At 44.8% G+C, this 15964-nt stretch carries 15 protein-coding genes; 4 read left to right on the top strand and 11 right to left on the bottom strand.

The features are described 5' to 3' along the window. Nucleotides 1-283: 283 nt before the first annotated feature. Nucleotides 284-1267, bottom strand: a complete 984-nt coding sequence (gene trpS, locus AC0VYE_RS02610; RefSeq protein ID WP_475445851.1) for a tryptophan--tRNA ligase — start codon at nucleotides 1265-1267, stop codon at nucleotides 284-286. 162 nt (nucleotides 1268-1429) lie between these two features. Here trpS and AC0VYE_RS02605 point away from each other — a divergent pair, with 162 nt between their 5' ends. Beyond that, entirely contained in the window at nucleotides 1430-2182 is a 753-nt protein-coding gene (locus tag AC0VYE_RS02605) for a DUF6843 domain-containing protein (RefSeq protein ID WP_475445849.1), read from the top strand. Here the strand turns inward: AC0VYE_RS02605 and AC0VYE_RS02600 are convergent. Beyond that, entirely contained in the window at nucleotides 2160-3065 is a 906-nt protein-coding gene (locus AC0VYE_RS02600; protein WP_475445847.1) for a DUF4275 family protein, read from the bottom strand. The genes AC0VYE_RS02605 and AC0VYE_RS02600 overlap by 23 nt on opposite strands. 152 nt (nucleotides 3066-3217) lie before the next feature. On the opposite strand from AC0VYE_RS02600, the gene AC0VYE_RS02595 reads away from it, so the two are divergent. After that, a complete protein-coding gene (locus AC0VYE_RS02595; RefSeq protein WP_475445845.1) occupies nucleotides 3218-4327 on the top strand; it encodes an ATP-binding protein in 1110 nt (369 codons plus the stop codon). Nucleotides 4328-4542: 215 nt separating this feature from the next. On the opposite strand, the gene AC0VYE_RS02590 is transcribed toward AC0VYE_RS02595, so the two are convergent. The 5 genes from AC0VYE_RS02590 to AC0VYE_RS02570 form a co-directional block, all read right to left on the bottom strand. Next, nucleotides 4543-4953, bottom strand: a complete 411-nt coding sequence (locus tag AC0VYE_RS02590; protein ID WP_076268440.1) for a VOC family protein — start codon at nucleotides 4951-4953, stop codon at nucleotides 4543-4545. Between the two features lie 35 nt (nucleotides 4954-4988). After that, on the bottom strand, nucleotides 4989-5324 hold the full coding sequence (locus AC0VYE_RS02585) for a hypothetical protein (protein ID WP_076268441.1): 336 nt from the start codon (nucleotides 5322-5324) through the stop codon (nucleotides 4989-4991). 117 nt (nucleotides 5325-5441) lie between these two features. Next, a complete protein-coding gene (locus tag AC0VYE_RS02580; RefSeq protein WP_475445842.1) occupies nucleotides 5442-5801 on the bottom strand; it encodes a hypothetical protein in 360 nt (119 codons plus the stop codon). Between the two features lie 270 nt (nucleotides 5802-6071). Next, the gene (locus AC0VYE_RS02575) at nucleotides 6072-7175 is read right to left on the bottom strand and encodes a threonine aldolase family protein (RefSeq protein WP_475445840.1); all 1104 of its coding nucleotides are present in this window, start codon (nucleotides 7173-7175) and stop codon (nucleotides 6072-6074) included. 30 nt (nucleotides 7176-7205) lie between these two features. After that, a complete protein-coding gene (locus tag AC0VYE_RS02570; protein WP_076268444.1) occupies nucleotides 7206-7643 on the bottom strand; it encodes an Lrp/AsnC family transcriptional regulator in 438 nt (145 codons plus the stop codon). A 151-nt stretch (nucleotides 7644-7794) separates the two neighbouring features. Here AC0VYE_RS02570 and AC0VYE_RS02565 point away from each other — a divergent pair, with 151 nt between their 5' ends. After that, a complete protein-coding gene (locus AC0VYE_RS02565) occupies nucleotides 7795-8442 on the top strand; it encodes a YitT family protein (protein WP_475445838.1) in 648 nt (215 codons plus the stop codon). A 495-nt stretch (nucleotides 8443-8937) separates the two neighbouring features. Beyond that, the gene (locus tag AC0VYE_RS02560; protein ID WP_475445836.1) at nucleotides 8938-9921 is read left to right on the top strand and encodes an alpha/beta fold hydrolase; all 984 of its coding nucleotides are present in this window, start codon (nucleotides 8938-8940) and stop codon (nucleotides 9919-9921) included. A gap of 227 nt (nucleotides 9922-10148) precedes the next feature. Here AC0VYE_RS02560 and AC0VYE_RS02555 read toward each other — a convergent pair whose 3' ends face one another. The 4 genes from AC0VYE_RS02555 to infC form a co-directional block, all read right to left on the bottom strand. Next, nucleotides 10149-11867: an ABC transporter ATP-binding protein gene (locus AC0VYE_RS02555; RefSeq protein WP_475449401.1), complete on the bottom strand. Its 1719-nt coding sequence runs from the start codon at nucleotides 11865-11867 to the stop codon at nucleotides 10149-10151. 59 nt (nucleotides 11868-11926) lie between these two features. Continuing rightward, nucleotides 11927-12736 (bottom strand): formate dehydrogenase accessory sulfurtransferase FdhD, encoded by an 810-nt coding sequence (gene fdhD / locus AC0VYE_RS02550; protein WP_339206430.1) that lies wholly within the window; start codon nucleotides 12734-12736, stop codon nucleotides 11927-11929. A gap of 57 nt (nucleotides 12737-12793) precedes the next feature. Beyond that, entirely contained in the window at nucleotides 12794-15148 is a 2355-nt protein-coding gene (locus AC0VYE_RS02545; RefSeq protein WP_475445834.1) for an FdhF/YdeP family oxidoreductase, read from the bottom strand. 265 nt (nucleotides 15149-15413) lie between these two features. Continuing rightward, nucleotides 15414-15902: a translation initiation factor IF-3 gene (gene infC / locus AC0VYE_RS02540; RefSeq protein ID WP_475449400.1), complete on the bottom strand. Its 489-nt coding sequence runs from the start codon at nucleotides 15900-15902 to the stop codon at nucleotides 15414-15416. Nucleotides 15903-15964 lie beyond the last annotated feature (62 nt).

Raw genomic sequence — 15964 nt, 5'->3', positions numbered from 1 at the left:
TACTGTATTCAATCAACTCATTCTGTACGGCGTCCTGCCTTATTGGCTCCTAGAGAAGCAAGCTAACAGGAATTTCTCCCGCTATCATTCGCTCTTTTCCGATAAAAACCAAGTTAACGGGAAATTCTCCAGCTAAACCAGGCAATATTTTAGGAAACAGCCCATTTCCATTGATTTAACAGTACAAATTCCTTCTAATTCAGCATATACGGGCATAATCGTAAAATTAGCTGGAGATTTTCCTGTTCATTATGATTTCTACCTGCAATCCCAGCCTGCTCTATTAAAAGGTTATGAATCCCATGGCGCGTTTCGCTTGAAGAAGCGTTATTTGTGCCGTTTCCGAGGCTCTCATCGCTCCTTCTTTAAGGATACGGATCAGCTCGTCTGAATCGATAATATCTCTATATCTCTCTTGTATAGGCACAAGCTTCTCGACGACGACCTCGGCTAAATCCTTCTTAAACCCGCCATATCCTTGGCCCTCGTATCGCCTTTCAATCGTCTCGGTGGACTCTCCTGAGAACACCGCATAGATCTCGATCAAATTGCTGACCGCAGGTTTATTGTCCCAATCATATCGCACAGACATTTCTGAATCGGTAACAGCTCTTGCGAGCTTTTTACGAATATCAGCTGGCGAGTCAAGTAGCAGCACGTAGCTATTTTTATTGGGGTTACTCTTGCTCATTTTTTTAGTTGGATCATCAAGCCCCATAATACGGGAGCCATTAGTGGGGATGATTGGTTCAGGAATTACAAATGTTTTTTCAAAACGACTATTAAATCGCGCAGCTAAATCTCTAGTCATCTCTAAATGCTGCTTCTGATCCTCCCCGACAGGTACATGGGTCGCTTGATAAAGGAGAATGTCCGCTGCCATCAAGGCAGGGTACGTAAACAAAGCAGAGCTGACAGAATCTTTCCCATCTGATTTCTCTTTGAACTGCGTCATTCTGCTCAGCTCTCCAAAGTGAACCTGAGTCTCCATTATCCATCCCAGCTCAACATGCGCAGGCACATGCGATTGTATAAAAATCGTCGCTTTTTTAGGATCAATTCCAGCAGCAATATAAAATGCAGCAATGTCCTTTGAACGCTGAAATAATTCTTTCGGGTCCTGAGGAACAGTCACCGCATGAAGATCCGGCACAAAGAAAAAGCATTCAAAGTCATGCTGCATTTTCACAAATTGATGCAAGGCACCTCCATAACCGCCTATATTAAGCTCCCCGCTTGGTTTTATTCCTGAAAGGATGCGTTTCATGTTACTTCCTCCTTATTTGCGGCTAATCATTATTGGAGATGTTCTTGCTCCAAGCGCATCGTGAGGTCGGTACTACAAAAGATAGAACTATTGCGATATTCGGTATGACGTTATGCTTTAGGGGTACAAAGCTTCCATACACACAGAAGAGGTGTTGTCCCCATGAAACAAAAGCTATTTTACGTTTTAGTTGCTATAGCCAGCTATTTTGCAGGTGTACTCGCTTATTTAGGTTATTTGGCGCTCGTGTACGATCAGAGCCTCGGAAGTGATTCGAGCAAGCTTATCGGCTGGACGCTTCCTTCGTATCTATTCCTTATTCTCCCGTTTTACACCCTGATGTTCCGCTGGAGAAAGTCGGCTATTTTGCTGCGCACTACCCTGCTAATTGTTCTAAGTATCATTGCCGCAGCTTCCGTTACCGTTATGATGGGCTTAGGAATATGGGGAATACAGGATCTCTTTTCTCCTGAGTTCGGACTGTTTATTTTACTATTTGCCAGCTCTGCAATTGTATTCTCTGTAGGTTCTCTTGTTGCTATAAAAGAGAAGGGCTATCTCATCTTCTTGCTTGCTTCACTTATAATCATATATCTGCCGATCAACATGCTAGTCTCAGAGGTTGAGAAAAGCAGACCGGTTATCCATCACATTCCGCAAAGCTTTCACGGCACTGTTGTCATTCATTTTGGCGATTCAAGCTTTCCGCCTATCTCTAAGAAAAAAGGATATGAAGTCATTAATATTCCGGAAAATGGTATCTATAAAACCTCTAGTCCTCGGCCTGTGCGAGGCATTAGGCATGTATTAGTAGATGAACTGGGCAATGAAGTAAAGGAAATTTCGATCTCTGGCGAAACCATGAAATACGGCTCCGATCCTGGAGTAACGATTAGCGAGTATACTGTGCCTTAACAAAATAAGGCCCTAATTCAGACTCATGGGTTACCACATAGGTCCACTTAAAATGCTCATCTACAATATAGATGTCCTGCTCGCCTTCCACATCCTCAGGCATTAAATGTGCTGCATCTTCTATAAACAACACTAAATCATGCTGCTGATAGAAGACATAACATGCCTTTTTAGGCTCATTACGGAATGCTTCGACCGCTTGTTCATCGCTTAAGCATGGTTTTTTTGCATAGCTGAAAACATGCCACAAATATTGTTCCATATAAATGTTCGTCTTTTCTTGGGCATCCAAACCCTCTGCAAAAACGTCTTCCCACTCGCGCTTCATGTCACGACCCTCAAGCTCTGCCTCAGCCACAATCATAGACTTAGCTTCAAGCTTAGGTACCAGCTTTAGATGCTCGATTCGCACCTTACGATCATCAAACAAAAAACGCTTTATATTGTCCTTCAATTCGTCGCTGGCATGCTCCAACATTTCCCTGAGTGTGCTCGCTTGGCTGCCGATTATAATCGGATCAATTGTGGACCTGCTTTCGAAGAAACCGTCAGGATATTGTCTAACATTCGGTGCCTGAACCGAGCCAAAATATTTAAATAAATACTCGAATGTATTTTGTTCCATACTCTCATCAATAATTTTCTCAATATGTGCTCGACTTACTTGATCGACAATAATCAAATTTTCTTCTGACCAGACGAACGTATTTTCCCCTCTGCTCAGCCGATCGTTACGGATGGATTCGATACATTTTATCGTATAAAAATTAGCTACCCACCGGGAGTAATCTGGAAATGTGACATAAACACAGACGCTAGCATCTGTTTCGTCCTCAATGGAGCATTCCCAATCTATCCTCACATGCCTCTTTTTCGAAAACAATCCCTTACCCCCTTAAGTGTTAGGCCTGCTATTAAAATATTTCTTCATCGTACCACAAAGTTTTTGGGCTATGTTTACAATGGACTGAACTTATGTTAAATTTATCGTATAACGTAATTACGTAAAACAATAACATTAAGAGGTGATGCTATTTGTCAGCTTCTAGAGACTACGGTACTGAGCTTGATTTACTTACCAAAGAGATGAACGAGCTCAAACAAATGTTAACTCAGGTCATTAATACTCGTCCTTCTCCAAAACAAGCATTAACCATGAATGTAAATGAGAACTCATTAAACGATGAAGCCCCGCATGATTTGGGCAGCCTCTTTTATTCCGGGCAATATCGCGGGCACAATGGCTTCAGGTGGGACCCTAGGCAGCAAGAAGTCCATCACTTACTTGGTCTTGACACCGATAAAGCAGCAAAAGTTTTGGCAGCACTCGGGAATAAGCAGAGGCTCGACATCCTGCTTGCTGTATTGCTGGAGCCTCTCTCCGGCTCAGATATCGTAGAACGACTAAACCTCGGAACGACGGGGCAGCTTTACCACCATACCAAAGCCTTACTCGGGGCTGACCTTTTGGTTCAAGAGGAACGTGGTGGCAAGTATTCTCTGCCTGCTCATCGAACGCTTCCGCTGCTGCTTTTGTTGACCGCTATTACTGATCTGCTCGATACGAGCCATTATATGGAGCTTACTGAGGCTAGAAATAACGTTGAAGAGTATTTAGGCGAAAATAAAGAGGGGTACGATCCGAATCATCTTTTATGGTCCGTCATTGATAATTCGGTGTTAGAACACCAAGCAGGCTATAGTACGGAGCTATGTATCGTACTTCACAGCGATACAAGTATAACCGTCTCTGATAATGGTCGAGGCATTCCGATTCAAGCCTTCCCTCAGTCGAAGACAACTCCAGTACAAACCGTGCTTACGGAGCTTGGGCATTACAATAAAAGCGCATCCGTTGTAGCTTCCGAAGGGTTAAAAGGCATAAACATGCCTGTAGTTAACGCTTTGTCTGAACAGCTTTCTGTAGAAGTACGCCGTGATGGAAAAGTATTTCGTCAAGACTTTAAACATGGCATACCTCAAAGTGAACTGCTTGTCTTAGGCATGACGAAGGAAACAGGCACAAGCATTACCTTTAAGCCGAATCCGGACATTTTTAAATATCCATTTGATAAGGCTGCACTACTAGATCGTTTAGCAGATCTGCAAGGTCGTTTCCCTGACCTAAAGGTTGAGATGCTATAGCTGCTTCAAACTTGAAGCTGCGCTAGCGAGATGCAGAAGACGGTGGAATATGTCCACTATCTTCTGCATCAGCACTATTCATGAGTTGGAATATAAACATCAACTTCTTCGGGGAAACATTACCTCAAAATTAAAATGTGCACTTATGTATCGTTCAGGGTACAGAATATGTTGAATTTCAACTCTACGTTCTTCGAATCTCTCTCTTGCCTGCTTTAGCTTTTCTCAAGACTTAATTGCCATGAAACGCCAAACTTATCTGCAACCCAGCCAAACTTCTCACTAAACGGATAAGCGGCCAGCGGCATGAGTATACTGCCCTCAAGTGATAGGCTTTCAAAAACCTGGTCTATTTCCTCTTCCGTATCGCAGGTAACGAACAAAGATATTGAAGGTGTGAACGTAAAGCCATGGTTGACTCCGCTATCGATACACATAAACTGTTGTCCTTTTAGAGAAAATGTAGCTTTCATCACGGTTCCTTCAGGGCCTGTCTCATTCGCTCCGTATCGCTGGATGCTTATGATTTCGGATTGATCGAATAATGAAGTGTAGAAGTTCATAGCCTCCTCCGCTCTGCCTTCAAACATAAAAAATGTTTTAATTTTTTGATTTGCTTTCTCCATTGTTTCGTCTCGTCCTTTCATGTCTTTTTTTTGCTTTATAATGCCCCTTTATATGCGGTTTCTTTCCTTATTAGGGAAATGACATATAAAATGAGAACCGCTGCATAGAGATTCCAAATACTCGGTATAGATGCTGCAGATAAATAAATGCCATACGGCAGCGACCAGATGAGTACCACTAGCATTAACATTCGGTTTCTCAAAATTGCAGCTAAAATTCCTATACAAGCTGGAAGGATCAACATCATAAACACGATAAGAATCGTTTTATCATTCACCGGTATTTCTGTGTAAGGGTTCCAAAACAATAAAAGGCAGCTCAACATGATACATCCCACAGATGCCGCCCCTGCACAAAAGGAATATTTCATATGAATGCATACCTCCTCTGTACTATTTTATAAATTGGAACCCCTATTGCTATCCAACGTTTAGCCTCATCAAAAACTAACCTCGTTAATCATTCTTTATGTTGTACGTAGTATAGCTCACTGAACCTTTATCGTCGAAATCGTTATTTTATGCGAAATCCCGAGGTGGTTATATTTGATCGTGATTGATTCAATCGTTTGCTTATCCCCTATTGTTAGGGCATAGGTATGCTTGACCTTGCCTTTATTCTCTTTGGCCGTCTGTGCCTGTGGAGATGTTCCTGTTGGAATGGTCACTTCATTCAGATCCTTAAATGAGTAATCCTTTTCTTCCGTCTCATCGAAGCGGTCGGTTACAATAAAACCTTTAGCAGGACTGCTAACTTGTATTTTGACTCGCTCAGGCACGGCGCCATCATTTATTAATACTTCATTAATATCGATAGATCCAACTAAACTTTTATTGCCGATTATCACTAAAACAATTTGTCTATCGTTTGTTGAAGAGAACGCCTGTGCTGTTAAAGGCGGCTTCGCTTTCGAGTAGACATAAGAACCACCAAATACGAGGAAACAGCAAACAATGAGTAAAATGATTTTTTTCAGAATGGATCACTCCTTCTTTAGCGTCATTTCACATTATGTGCTAACATCATGGATTGCCACGTTTTATCAAATATTATCTCATTATCCACTATTTATAACTTAGCATGTTGTGCAGACATAATCGAGTTAAAAGTGTTACTGCTATTCCCTCTCCCCATTCTGTTGCAGCTTATTGTCCAGCAATCGAAAAGCTTCAAATAGCGTTTCTTTAGGAGCCGCATCATATCGATCGCCAATATTAACCTCAAAATAGCAGCCTTCCTCGCCTTTATCACGGACAGACTGCGTCAATCCGATGCCTGTTTTCGCTGCGATATCGATTAGGATTGAATCAAGCTGCTCCTTCTTTGCTGTGGTATGAACATGAAACATATTGGAAACAGGCACCTCCGGGATGGTCTTCATACCCTCGCACCCGTTATATAATGCAGCAAGCTCCTGCGCTTCCCTGTAGTACTTCTTCATATGCGGAAGTCGCCGCTCCATGTAATAATCTGCAGCAATAATATAGGGATATAAGCTGATGAGATCACCGCCGTGGCGTCTTTTCCAAATTTTCGATTTCTCTGTAAAGCTGCGATCTCCGGCTAATATCGCTCCTGCAATACCGCCAATTCCTTTATAGAACGAAATATATACACTGTCGAAGAGTGCGCACACCTCTTGAGCAGACTTTTCATAATACGGAAGTATCTCGAACAGCCTCGCTCCATCCAGATGAAGCTTAATTCCTCTCTCACGACAAAATGCCGACATAGCCTTAAGCTCTTCAAATTCCGGCAACTGTCCGCCAATTTCGCGCTGCGGCAGCTCCAGCAGCAAACAAGCGATATTTTCCTCTAGACCAATCAAATCATAGAGGAGGACAGGCCTTTCTACATCCGCCAGCAGGACAGCTTCAAGGTGATGCAGCTCTTTCATGCCGTCTTTCTCATGAATCTCTAGATGGCTTAAGGGATGATAACCGACCTTCTTATTTCCTTTTTCGTCACACCATATACGAAGTGCAATTTGCTGAGCCATTGTACCGCTGGGGAAAAATACAGCCGATTCCTTGCCTAGCAGTTTAGCCATTTTTTCCTCAAAATTCTCAATTATCGCTCCATTTCCGTACATATCGCTATCCTGCTCTGCGTCCCACTGCTCTAGCGCTTCTTTCAGAACTTGTACATTCCGCTTTCCATGACCGATTAACGGATAGCTGGCTTGATTATATGCTTCAATTAATGTTTTCGTTTGTTCCATCCTATAAGTCCCCTTTACTCCGTTAATCGTTTATTCCTTAGGCAGTATGGTTTTGTTCATAACAGGAGAAGAGAGAATGACCGACGTGTTGACATTGCCGAAAGGCATAAGCCTCTCTACAAGCTCGCTTAGACCATCCATCCCCGTTATCGCTGCTTTAAGAACATAGCTGACCGTTCCTGTAACCCGGTGGCATTCTATAATCTCATCATCATTCATGATGCGCTTCTCAAACTCCATCGGAAATACTTTCAATTCGCTCATTTGAATGATGACCTGTATGTTTCTCCCGATAGCAGCAGGCGATACTCGAGCACCGAATCCAGTAATGATGCCTTTCTCCTGCAAGCGCAGCAGACGCTCAGATATGCTGGGGCGGCTGAGAGACAATCGTTTGGACAGCTCGCTCACCGTGACTCGGCCATCCTCCTGCAGCAATTGGAGAAGCATTCGGTCCAATTGATCCATTATCACAACCTCCTTCATTTTGCAGGAAAAACAATAAAAATTCGTTCAATGTTATATAAATTCACATCAATTTCATTCTGTTTATCATATATACGATTGATGCTGTTTTGTATTCTTATAGTAACAAACTTAAGCAGGCGGTGCATGTGCGATGTTACGGATATTGGATAACAAAATGAAGGAAAATATCAGCAAATGGCTTCATATTGCAATAGGCTGCTTCGTTACTGTGGGCGGATTAGTCATTTTAAAGCATTCACATATCGTAACTGGAGGAACAGCAGGACTCTCTTTAAGCTTATCACCCCAGCTGCAAGTCTCATTCCACTATTTGTTTTTATTGCTCAATCTTCCATTTCTAATTTTTTCCTACTTTTACATGGGCAAATCCTTTACCTTCAAAACCATTGGTGCGATCGCGCTGCTTTCCTCGTTAAGTGCAATAAACGATATCTTGCCTGCCTTTACGATTCCGCCGCTAATCGGAGCGATCGTCGGAGGATTATTCATCGGAGCAGGCATCACTGCCTTGTTCCGCAACGGTGCTTCACTCGGAGGCGCGACGATACTGGCCATCTATTTGCACAAAAAACATGGCGTCAACCCCGGCATTACCAACTTCGCATTCGATTTTCTAGTTGTCCTCACTAGCCTATCCGTATTTTCGCTTAAAAGCGGATTGTACTCTGCCTTATCAATTGCGGTTACATCGGCCTTCTTGTCGTTTTATAAGAGAAGGAAAACAGGCGCAGAGAAAGACAAACAAGAAGTATTGTCAGGCGCCACTACCACATTATAGAAGCAAAAACGCCTTCAGCGTCCTCTGGATGCTGAAGCAGCTTTGACGGAGAAACATAAGCCCTGTATAAGCTAACAAACTTATAAATTCTTATATTTGAGCATTTTGCATAATTCATATTTTGATAAAGCGGCATGATCAGTCCTCAGCGAAATCTCAGTTTTGTGAGAGCTGAGCGATAAAATGGGCAGATGGGCAGAATTTAGGTGAAGCTGAAATTTTAAGCGGCGGACAGTAGTGGTGGCGTAGATAGGCGTTGAAATTCTACAATGAAAAATATCGATTTCTTGGTAGGTTTTAGATGATAAGTTGCTGATGATAGAGAAAGGATCGTCTCACTCTTAATCAGACGAAAGACAAGATAACCAGATTTTTTAACCAGAATTTAAACAATCCATGAACCGCTATTTAACCTTTACCTTCTACAATTAAGAAGAAGATGAGTGACAAGGATGTCTACTAATTCAATCTTTTGTAAAAGGGAGCAACTCTAAAATGAAAACGAAGAAAACGTTTAAATTTACAAGGATGATTCGAAACATCGTGCTGGGTTTAACCGCAATTATGTTAATAGTTGTGCTAGTGAATCAAGTACTGTCAAAGTACGAACACAAGAAATACCCTCCATGGGGTCAATATGTTGAAATAGATGGAAAGAAAATGCATGTGTACACAAAGGGGACGGAGGGCAGCGCCATTGTTTTGTTAAGCGGACTGGGGACGGCTTCACCTGTATTGGACTTCGAACCTTTAATTAACGAGTTGGCCAACCATCACAAAGTAGTCGTTGTAGAACCCTTTGGATATGGCTGGAGTGATATGACCGATAAAGAACGAACGGTGGAGAACATCGTAGGGGAACTTCGGAGCGCGTTGCAAAAAGCAAAGATAGATGGTCCCTATATCCTAATGCCTCATTCTATTTCCGGTATTTATAGTATGTATTACGCCAATACATATCCTGACGAAATCAAAGCTATTGTTGGAATCGATATCACCTTACCGCAAGCCGTGGACTATTTTAAGGAACCCATTCCCACTATGTTCAAATATATGAGCTTGGTCGTGCCGAGCGGATTGGCAAGACTTGCATCCTATATCAGCCCGAACAATGTTTTACCACTGGCCGATGAAGGTACTTATACTGATGAAAATCTAAAGATGACCCAAATCATTACCTCATGGAAAGCCTATAATAAGAATGTAGTGAATGAGGCAAGGGAAATAAAGAACAATATTGCTGCTACAAAGGATATGGTCTTTCCGCCAAGTCTGCCTGTAATGATATTTACACCCCCAAGTGATAAAGTGAGTGCCGATGGAAAATCTAATTTATCCTTCTATGAGGATCAGCTCCGTAAGCTGGATCAGCATCAGCTCATAATCTTAAAAGGGCATCATTATCTGCATTGGACCCAGTATAAGCAAATATCTGCTGACGTGAACATGTTCTTAAAGAACTCCGCTGTTTTAGAGTGAATCATGAGGGAACAAGCTCCTTCAACTTAAGTGATACCATTATCACGAAACTATGCGATTTATGGAATCTACGACATCCGTTCAAAAATTAAAAAAAGAGCCTGATAGTTGGTGTGAAGTCCTTTTTTGTACCAAAATTCCTTGTGCATCAAGGGCATAAATTAATGCAAGATGCTCATTTAAAAAAAGGCTGCCGATTCATCGATATCGGCAGCCTTCCTTTTAAATTATCTGTTGCCAAACTGCGCATGATGCAAGCGGCTGTAAATGCCACCCGCCGATACGAGTTCTTCGTGACGGCCTTGCTCGGTAATTCCTTGCTCCGTTACAACAACAATGCGATCCGCATTTTTGATCGTAGCGAGGCGATGTGCAATAACGAGCGTTGTGCGGCCTACGGACAGTTCAGCCAGCGACTGCTGGATTGCTGCTTCCGTTTCAGTGTCGAGCGCCGAAGTTGCCTCGTCGAGAATAAGAATAGGCGGGTTTTTGAGGAACATCCGCGCAATCGCAAGCCGCTGTTTCTGTCCGCCAGACAGCTTAACGCCGCGTTCGCCTACTACCGTTTCCAGTCCGTCCGGCTGCGCGTGGATGAATTCTTCCAGCTTCGCTCTGCGCGCGGCTTCCCAGATATCTGTATCCGATGCGCCAAGCTTGCCGTAACTGATGTTTTCTCTAATCGTACCTGCAAACAGGAACACATCCTGCTGTACGATACCGATCTGCTTCCGCAGCGAATCCAGCTTCAAATCGCGAGTATCATAGCCATCGACGGAGATGCTTCCGCCTTCAATTTCATAGAAACGCGGCAGCAAGCTGCAAAGCGTCGTTTTGCCGGCGCCAGAAGGTCCAACAAAGGCAATTGTCTCACCTGCACGAATAGTAAGATCGATATTTTGAAGCACCTTCGCTTCGCCTTCATAACCAAACGTAACATTCCGATATTCAATATTCCCACTTAAGCGGTTAACCTCTTTCGCATTGGGTTTATCCGCAACATCAGGTGCTGTCTCCAGCAGCTGAACATAACGTTTAAAGCCGGCAATGCCTTTTGGGTAGCTTTCGATAACTGCATTGATTTTTTCAATCGGTTTAAAGAAGATGTTCGTAAGCAAAACAAAGCTAATAAATTCGCCGTACTTCAGATCACCTTTAATAACGAACCAAGTGCCTGCAATCAATACGAACACAGATACAAGTCTCATCAGCATGTAGGTAATCGAAGAGTTCAAACCAATGATTTTGTAGGAAATGAGCTTCGCTTCACGGAAACGCAGGTTGTTCACCTTGAATAGCTTTTTCTCATGGCTTTCGTTCGAGAAAGCTTGAACAACACGAATCCCGCCAACCGTATCCTCAACCCGAGCATTAAAATCGGCCATATCCGAGAACAACCGATTCGCAGCTTTCGTCATTTTACCGTTGAACATCAGAACGAGCCAGATAATAATTGGCACAATAACAAAAGTAAGAATGGCTAATTCCAAATTAATATACGCCATAATGCCGAACGCTCCGACGAGCGTCATCGCAGCTATAAACATATCCTCTGGGCCATGATGGGCAACCTCGCCAATCTCGAATAAATCATTCGTTAGACGCGAGATTAGATGACCGGTCTTCGTGTTATCGAAGAAACGGAAGGACAGCTTCTGTACGTGGTCGAACAGCTTCTTCCGCATGTCCGTCTCAATATTAATACCAAGCATATGGCCCCAATAGGTGACCACATAGGACAAAATCGTATTAATAATATAAATCAGGAGCAAGATAGCACAGGCTGTAACGATAAGCCCCCAGTTCTCGTCAGGCAACAGCGTATCTATTACATAGCTGACTGCCAAGGGGAAGCACAGCTCAAGAATCGCCAGCACTACTGCACAACAGAAATCAAGCAGAAAAAGCTTCTTGTAAGGCTTGTAGTAGGAAAAAAAGCGTAAAAGCATCATAAACTCCTTCTTGACACATGGTGATAATCATTTTCATTTAAAATGATATACAATCACTACCATGCTGTCAATCCATCGCCGAAATCGATTCGGTCATGATGGGTATATACATTCATCTCTCCGCCTCTAATAAAACCGACGCAGGTAATGCCTAAATCCTCTGCCAAACGAAGAGCAAGATCAGTAGGCGCCGACTTGCTGAGCATGATGCCGCAGCCGATCTTGGCCGCTTTCAGCACCGCCTCCGAGGAGAGCCTGCCGCTGAATGCAATCACTTTATCCGATGTCCGAACACGGTGCAGCAAACAATAGCCAAAGAGCTTATCGAGCGCATTGTGGCGGCCAATATCCGTTCTTACTGCAAGCAGCTCCGATGGCGTTCCAATGGCTGCATTATGAACACCGCCCGTGCTGCGAAATTCCGAGGATGCCTCCTGAAGCTCGCGCATAAAGCGAATACATTGCTCAGCCGATATTTTGGTGCGGGTCATGATCGTTTTGGCCGTCAGCATATCATTGTGAAAATAAAACTGCCTACTCTTGCCGCAGCATGATCCGATAAAACGTTTCGCGTAATGATCCTGACTTAACGTATGCTTATGCTCTAGCTCGACATAGGCAAAACCCGTATCCTCTTCAATCCGCAGCGATTTCACCTGACCGGCAGCACGTATAACCCCTTCAGAAGCAAGGAAACCAATGACCAGCTCCTGCAAATGTGATGGCGAGCATACCATCGTTGCAAATTCCTCACCGCCTAGCTTCAGAGTAAGCGGATATTCCGCAGCGATGTCGTCATCCTTCTCCCAGTGGCCGCTGCTATCGTATTTGAGTATGCGCCATTTTGTCGTGTTCGAAAGATCCATTCGAATACTCCCCTTCCACGCTCAGCTTGCTTATGCATCATTACGACCACAGCAGTTCTACGCCGGCGGCTCGATTTCCAGCTCCACAATCCGCTTCTCCATATACTTGGTATCCTTAAAGGCATGATAGGTTTCAGCCTTCTCTACGATAACGGAAGCATTATACTCCGGTATGCCTGCAAACGGCTCATATACTCCTTTTGGAAATAGACTATTTCCTTCCGGCCAATACAACTCGATATTGCCTGGCGCAATATCCGCTGCTTTCGCCCTGCCATGGAAGCTCCCGCTTCGGTTATATACAACAATCGCATCTCCTTCGGCGATCGCAAGCTCCGATAAATTCGCTTCATTCATCAGCACGTCGTAGCGCCCTGCATCGTTAAATGCATCCTTCTCGCCATAAATCATAGAGTTAAACTGCTTTCCGCGCCTTGTCGTTGCATAGAAATGCCCTTCCGGTATACGCAGCTCTGGCAATTCAATAGGCAGCAGGCTGCCCTTCCCGTCAGAAGTTGGACAAAAACCACCCTCGCACAGCCATGCCCCGCCCCATTGGAATACGTCACCTTGATTCCGCAGCAGCTCTACGCCCTCGTAGTTCGGTGAAGCCATCGCAATCTCTTCCCTCACGGCAGCAGCATCTTTGAACGTGATAGCCGCTTTGAGCTCCGGCCTAATGCGTGCAGCTAAATCCGCATAGATTTGCCACTCCGCACGCGCTTCTTCGATCCTCGGACCTTCAATAGTTGGTGAAAAATAAACCATTCGTTCCGTTGAGGTTGATGTACCTCCGCCTGGCTGTTCATACCTTGTCATGGCAGGAAGAATGATAACCTCCTCCTGCGCATCTACAAGTGTCGAGCTGTTCAGCACAATATCCTGATGCACCCGCAATTCGACGCTCTCTAAGCAGCGCTTCACAAAATCAGGATCAGGCATCGTCTCGATAAAATTGCCTCCTGATGTATAGAATAACTTCAGCTTACGATCGGCATGCTCTTTCAACATTGCGTTTTCAAGCGACACGCCTACAATGTCCCCTTGCCAATCCGGCAGCTTGAAGCCCCAAAGCTCCTCTAAACGGCGGATATCCGCTCCTTTGAACTCACCGCCAGGCAGACTAAAGGGGTCAGCCCCCATTTCGCCTGAGCCTTGAACGCCGCTATGACCGCGAATCGGCATCAAACCGCAATGCTCCCGCCCGAGAAAACCTCGGAGCAGCGCAAGATTGGCAACCTGCGAAATATTGTCCGTTCCGAATCGATGCTGCGTCAGTCCCATGCTCCATACGAATACGCCTGACTTCGCCGCGGCAAGCAAAGCAGCGAAAGCCTGCATCCGCTCTCTCGTCAGCCCGGATGATTTCTCCAGCAGCTCCCAGTCCTGCTGCTGAATATGAGCCTTTAGCTCCTCGTACCCATTCGTATGCGCGCTTACAAAAGCATGATCAATCGCTGAGCCTGGCTGCTCCTCCTCCATCTCAAACCAGCATTTCATGACGCCGTGCATGAAAGCAATGTCACCGCCGATATTCACTTGATAGAAATCGTCTGCCAGCTTCGTGCCAAAGAGAGCTGATTCCGGTATAGATGGTATCCAGTAGCCCTCCATTGCCGGCTCGCGATAGGGGTTGATCACGATGATTTTGGTACCCTTGCGCTTAGCTGCGTACATATACTTGGTCGATACAGGCTGATTGTTCGCTGCTACACTGCCCCAAAAAACGAGCACATCCGTACCAATCCAGTCCTTATAATTGCAGGTAGAGGCGCCTACCCCAATAGAGCGCTTCATCGCTGTTTTGGATGGAGAATGGCAAATGCGGGAGGCGTTGTCGATATTATTTGTCCCAATGAGGCGAGCCGCCTTTGCCGCCACATAATAGGATTCATTCGTTATCCCGCGCGCAGTTAAGTAGAAAGCCATCTGCTTCGGGTCTATTGCCCTCGCTTTGGCAGCGATGCGGTCTAATGCCTCATCCCATGAAATTCTGCGAAAGTTTCTTTCTCCCTTGCTTCTTATAAGCGGGTAAGGCAGCCTTCCCAGCTTGCGCAATTGCGTGCTATCGAGCTTTCGCAGCTCCTCAATATCGCCATGCAGCACATCGCCTTTGATAGCAGGCATCGTATTCAGCCGCAGGACATTCAATCTTGTCGTACAAATATGAGGTCCTTCCAGCGTCTGATCATATAAACCGGACACGCCAAGCGCACAGCCGTCACATACACCCTGCGTCAAAATCCGATACGCATACGGCAAGCTGTCTCGGTTATCCCACGCTACCTTGAGCGTGTCACGAATATGATGCGGCTTAATGCGTCCTAGCCCAAACGGTGCTTTGCTCACCCACAGCTTAGGGTCTGGCAGCCTCGGCAGCTTGATCGGTCCTGTATGCAATGTTTTCTTCATTAATGATTCACCCCGTTAATGATCATTATGGAACGATTGCCAATCTACTTACTAAGCTACCACAAATGAGTAAGCGCATACATTTCAATTTTGAAAATAGATGCAAGCCAAGAAGCCTTCGCATCAATCACCCTATCAGCTAACCTATATGCAGCCTTAGGAGAAAGCTATTGCCTCCTCCTGTTAGTCCCTGTTGTCGCCGCCTTCAGAAAGGCTTTATACGCAATAGATACTCCGCTACTAACCTGTCACCTTCAACCTACCTTTATAAAGGCAGCACCTGCACCGCCGCTTGCTTCCCGCTTACTTGTATGCCGGATTGCTTCTTGCCGCTCTCCTCTAGATCCTTCAGCATGCGCTCCAGCAGCTCCTTCGCTTTGGGACCTTCCTTGCCTTGAATTTTTACAACGAGCTGCACGCCGTTGCCTGAACCAAGAAGCTTCGCTGCCTGCCGCAGCTTCGTATCATAATCATGATCCTCTATATGCGCGGTCAAGCGGAGCTCTTTTATTTTGCTAGGCTGCTCCTTTACTTTTGCCCCGCGCTTCTCTTGGTCAGCCTGTTTCTTCGCTTGCCCTTTGGCTACCAGCTGGCATGGCGGAGGACTGCTCATAAGCGAGGTGCAGACCAAATCCACTTTCAATTCCTTTGCTTTTGCCAGCGCTTCATCACGCGAGACAATGCCTAAATCCTCGCCTCGCAAGCCAGTCAAGTGCACCTCGGAGGCGCGTATTTTTTCATTCATAATAACCATCGATGCCATATCCGTTAATCGCTCCCTTGCCGTGAATACGGAAAACAGCAGCCTTCACTTGC

It is taken from the genome of Pristimantibacillus sp. Z349TD_6 (assembly GCF_056173205.1).
The sequence above is the reverse complement of the archived record's forward strand: the minus strand, read 5'-3'. Positions and strand labels throughout refer to the sequence as shown.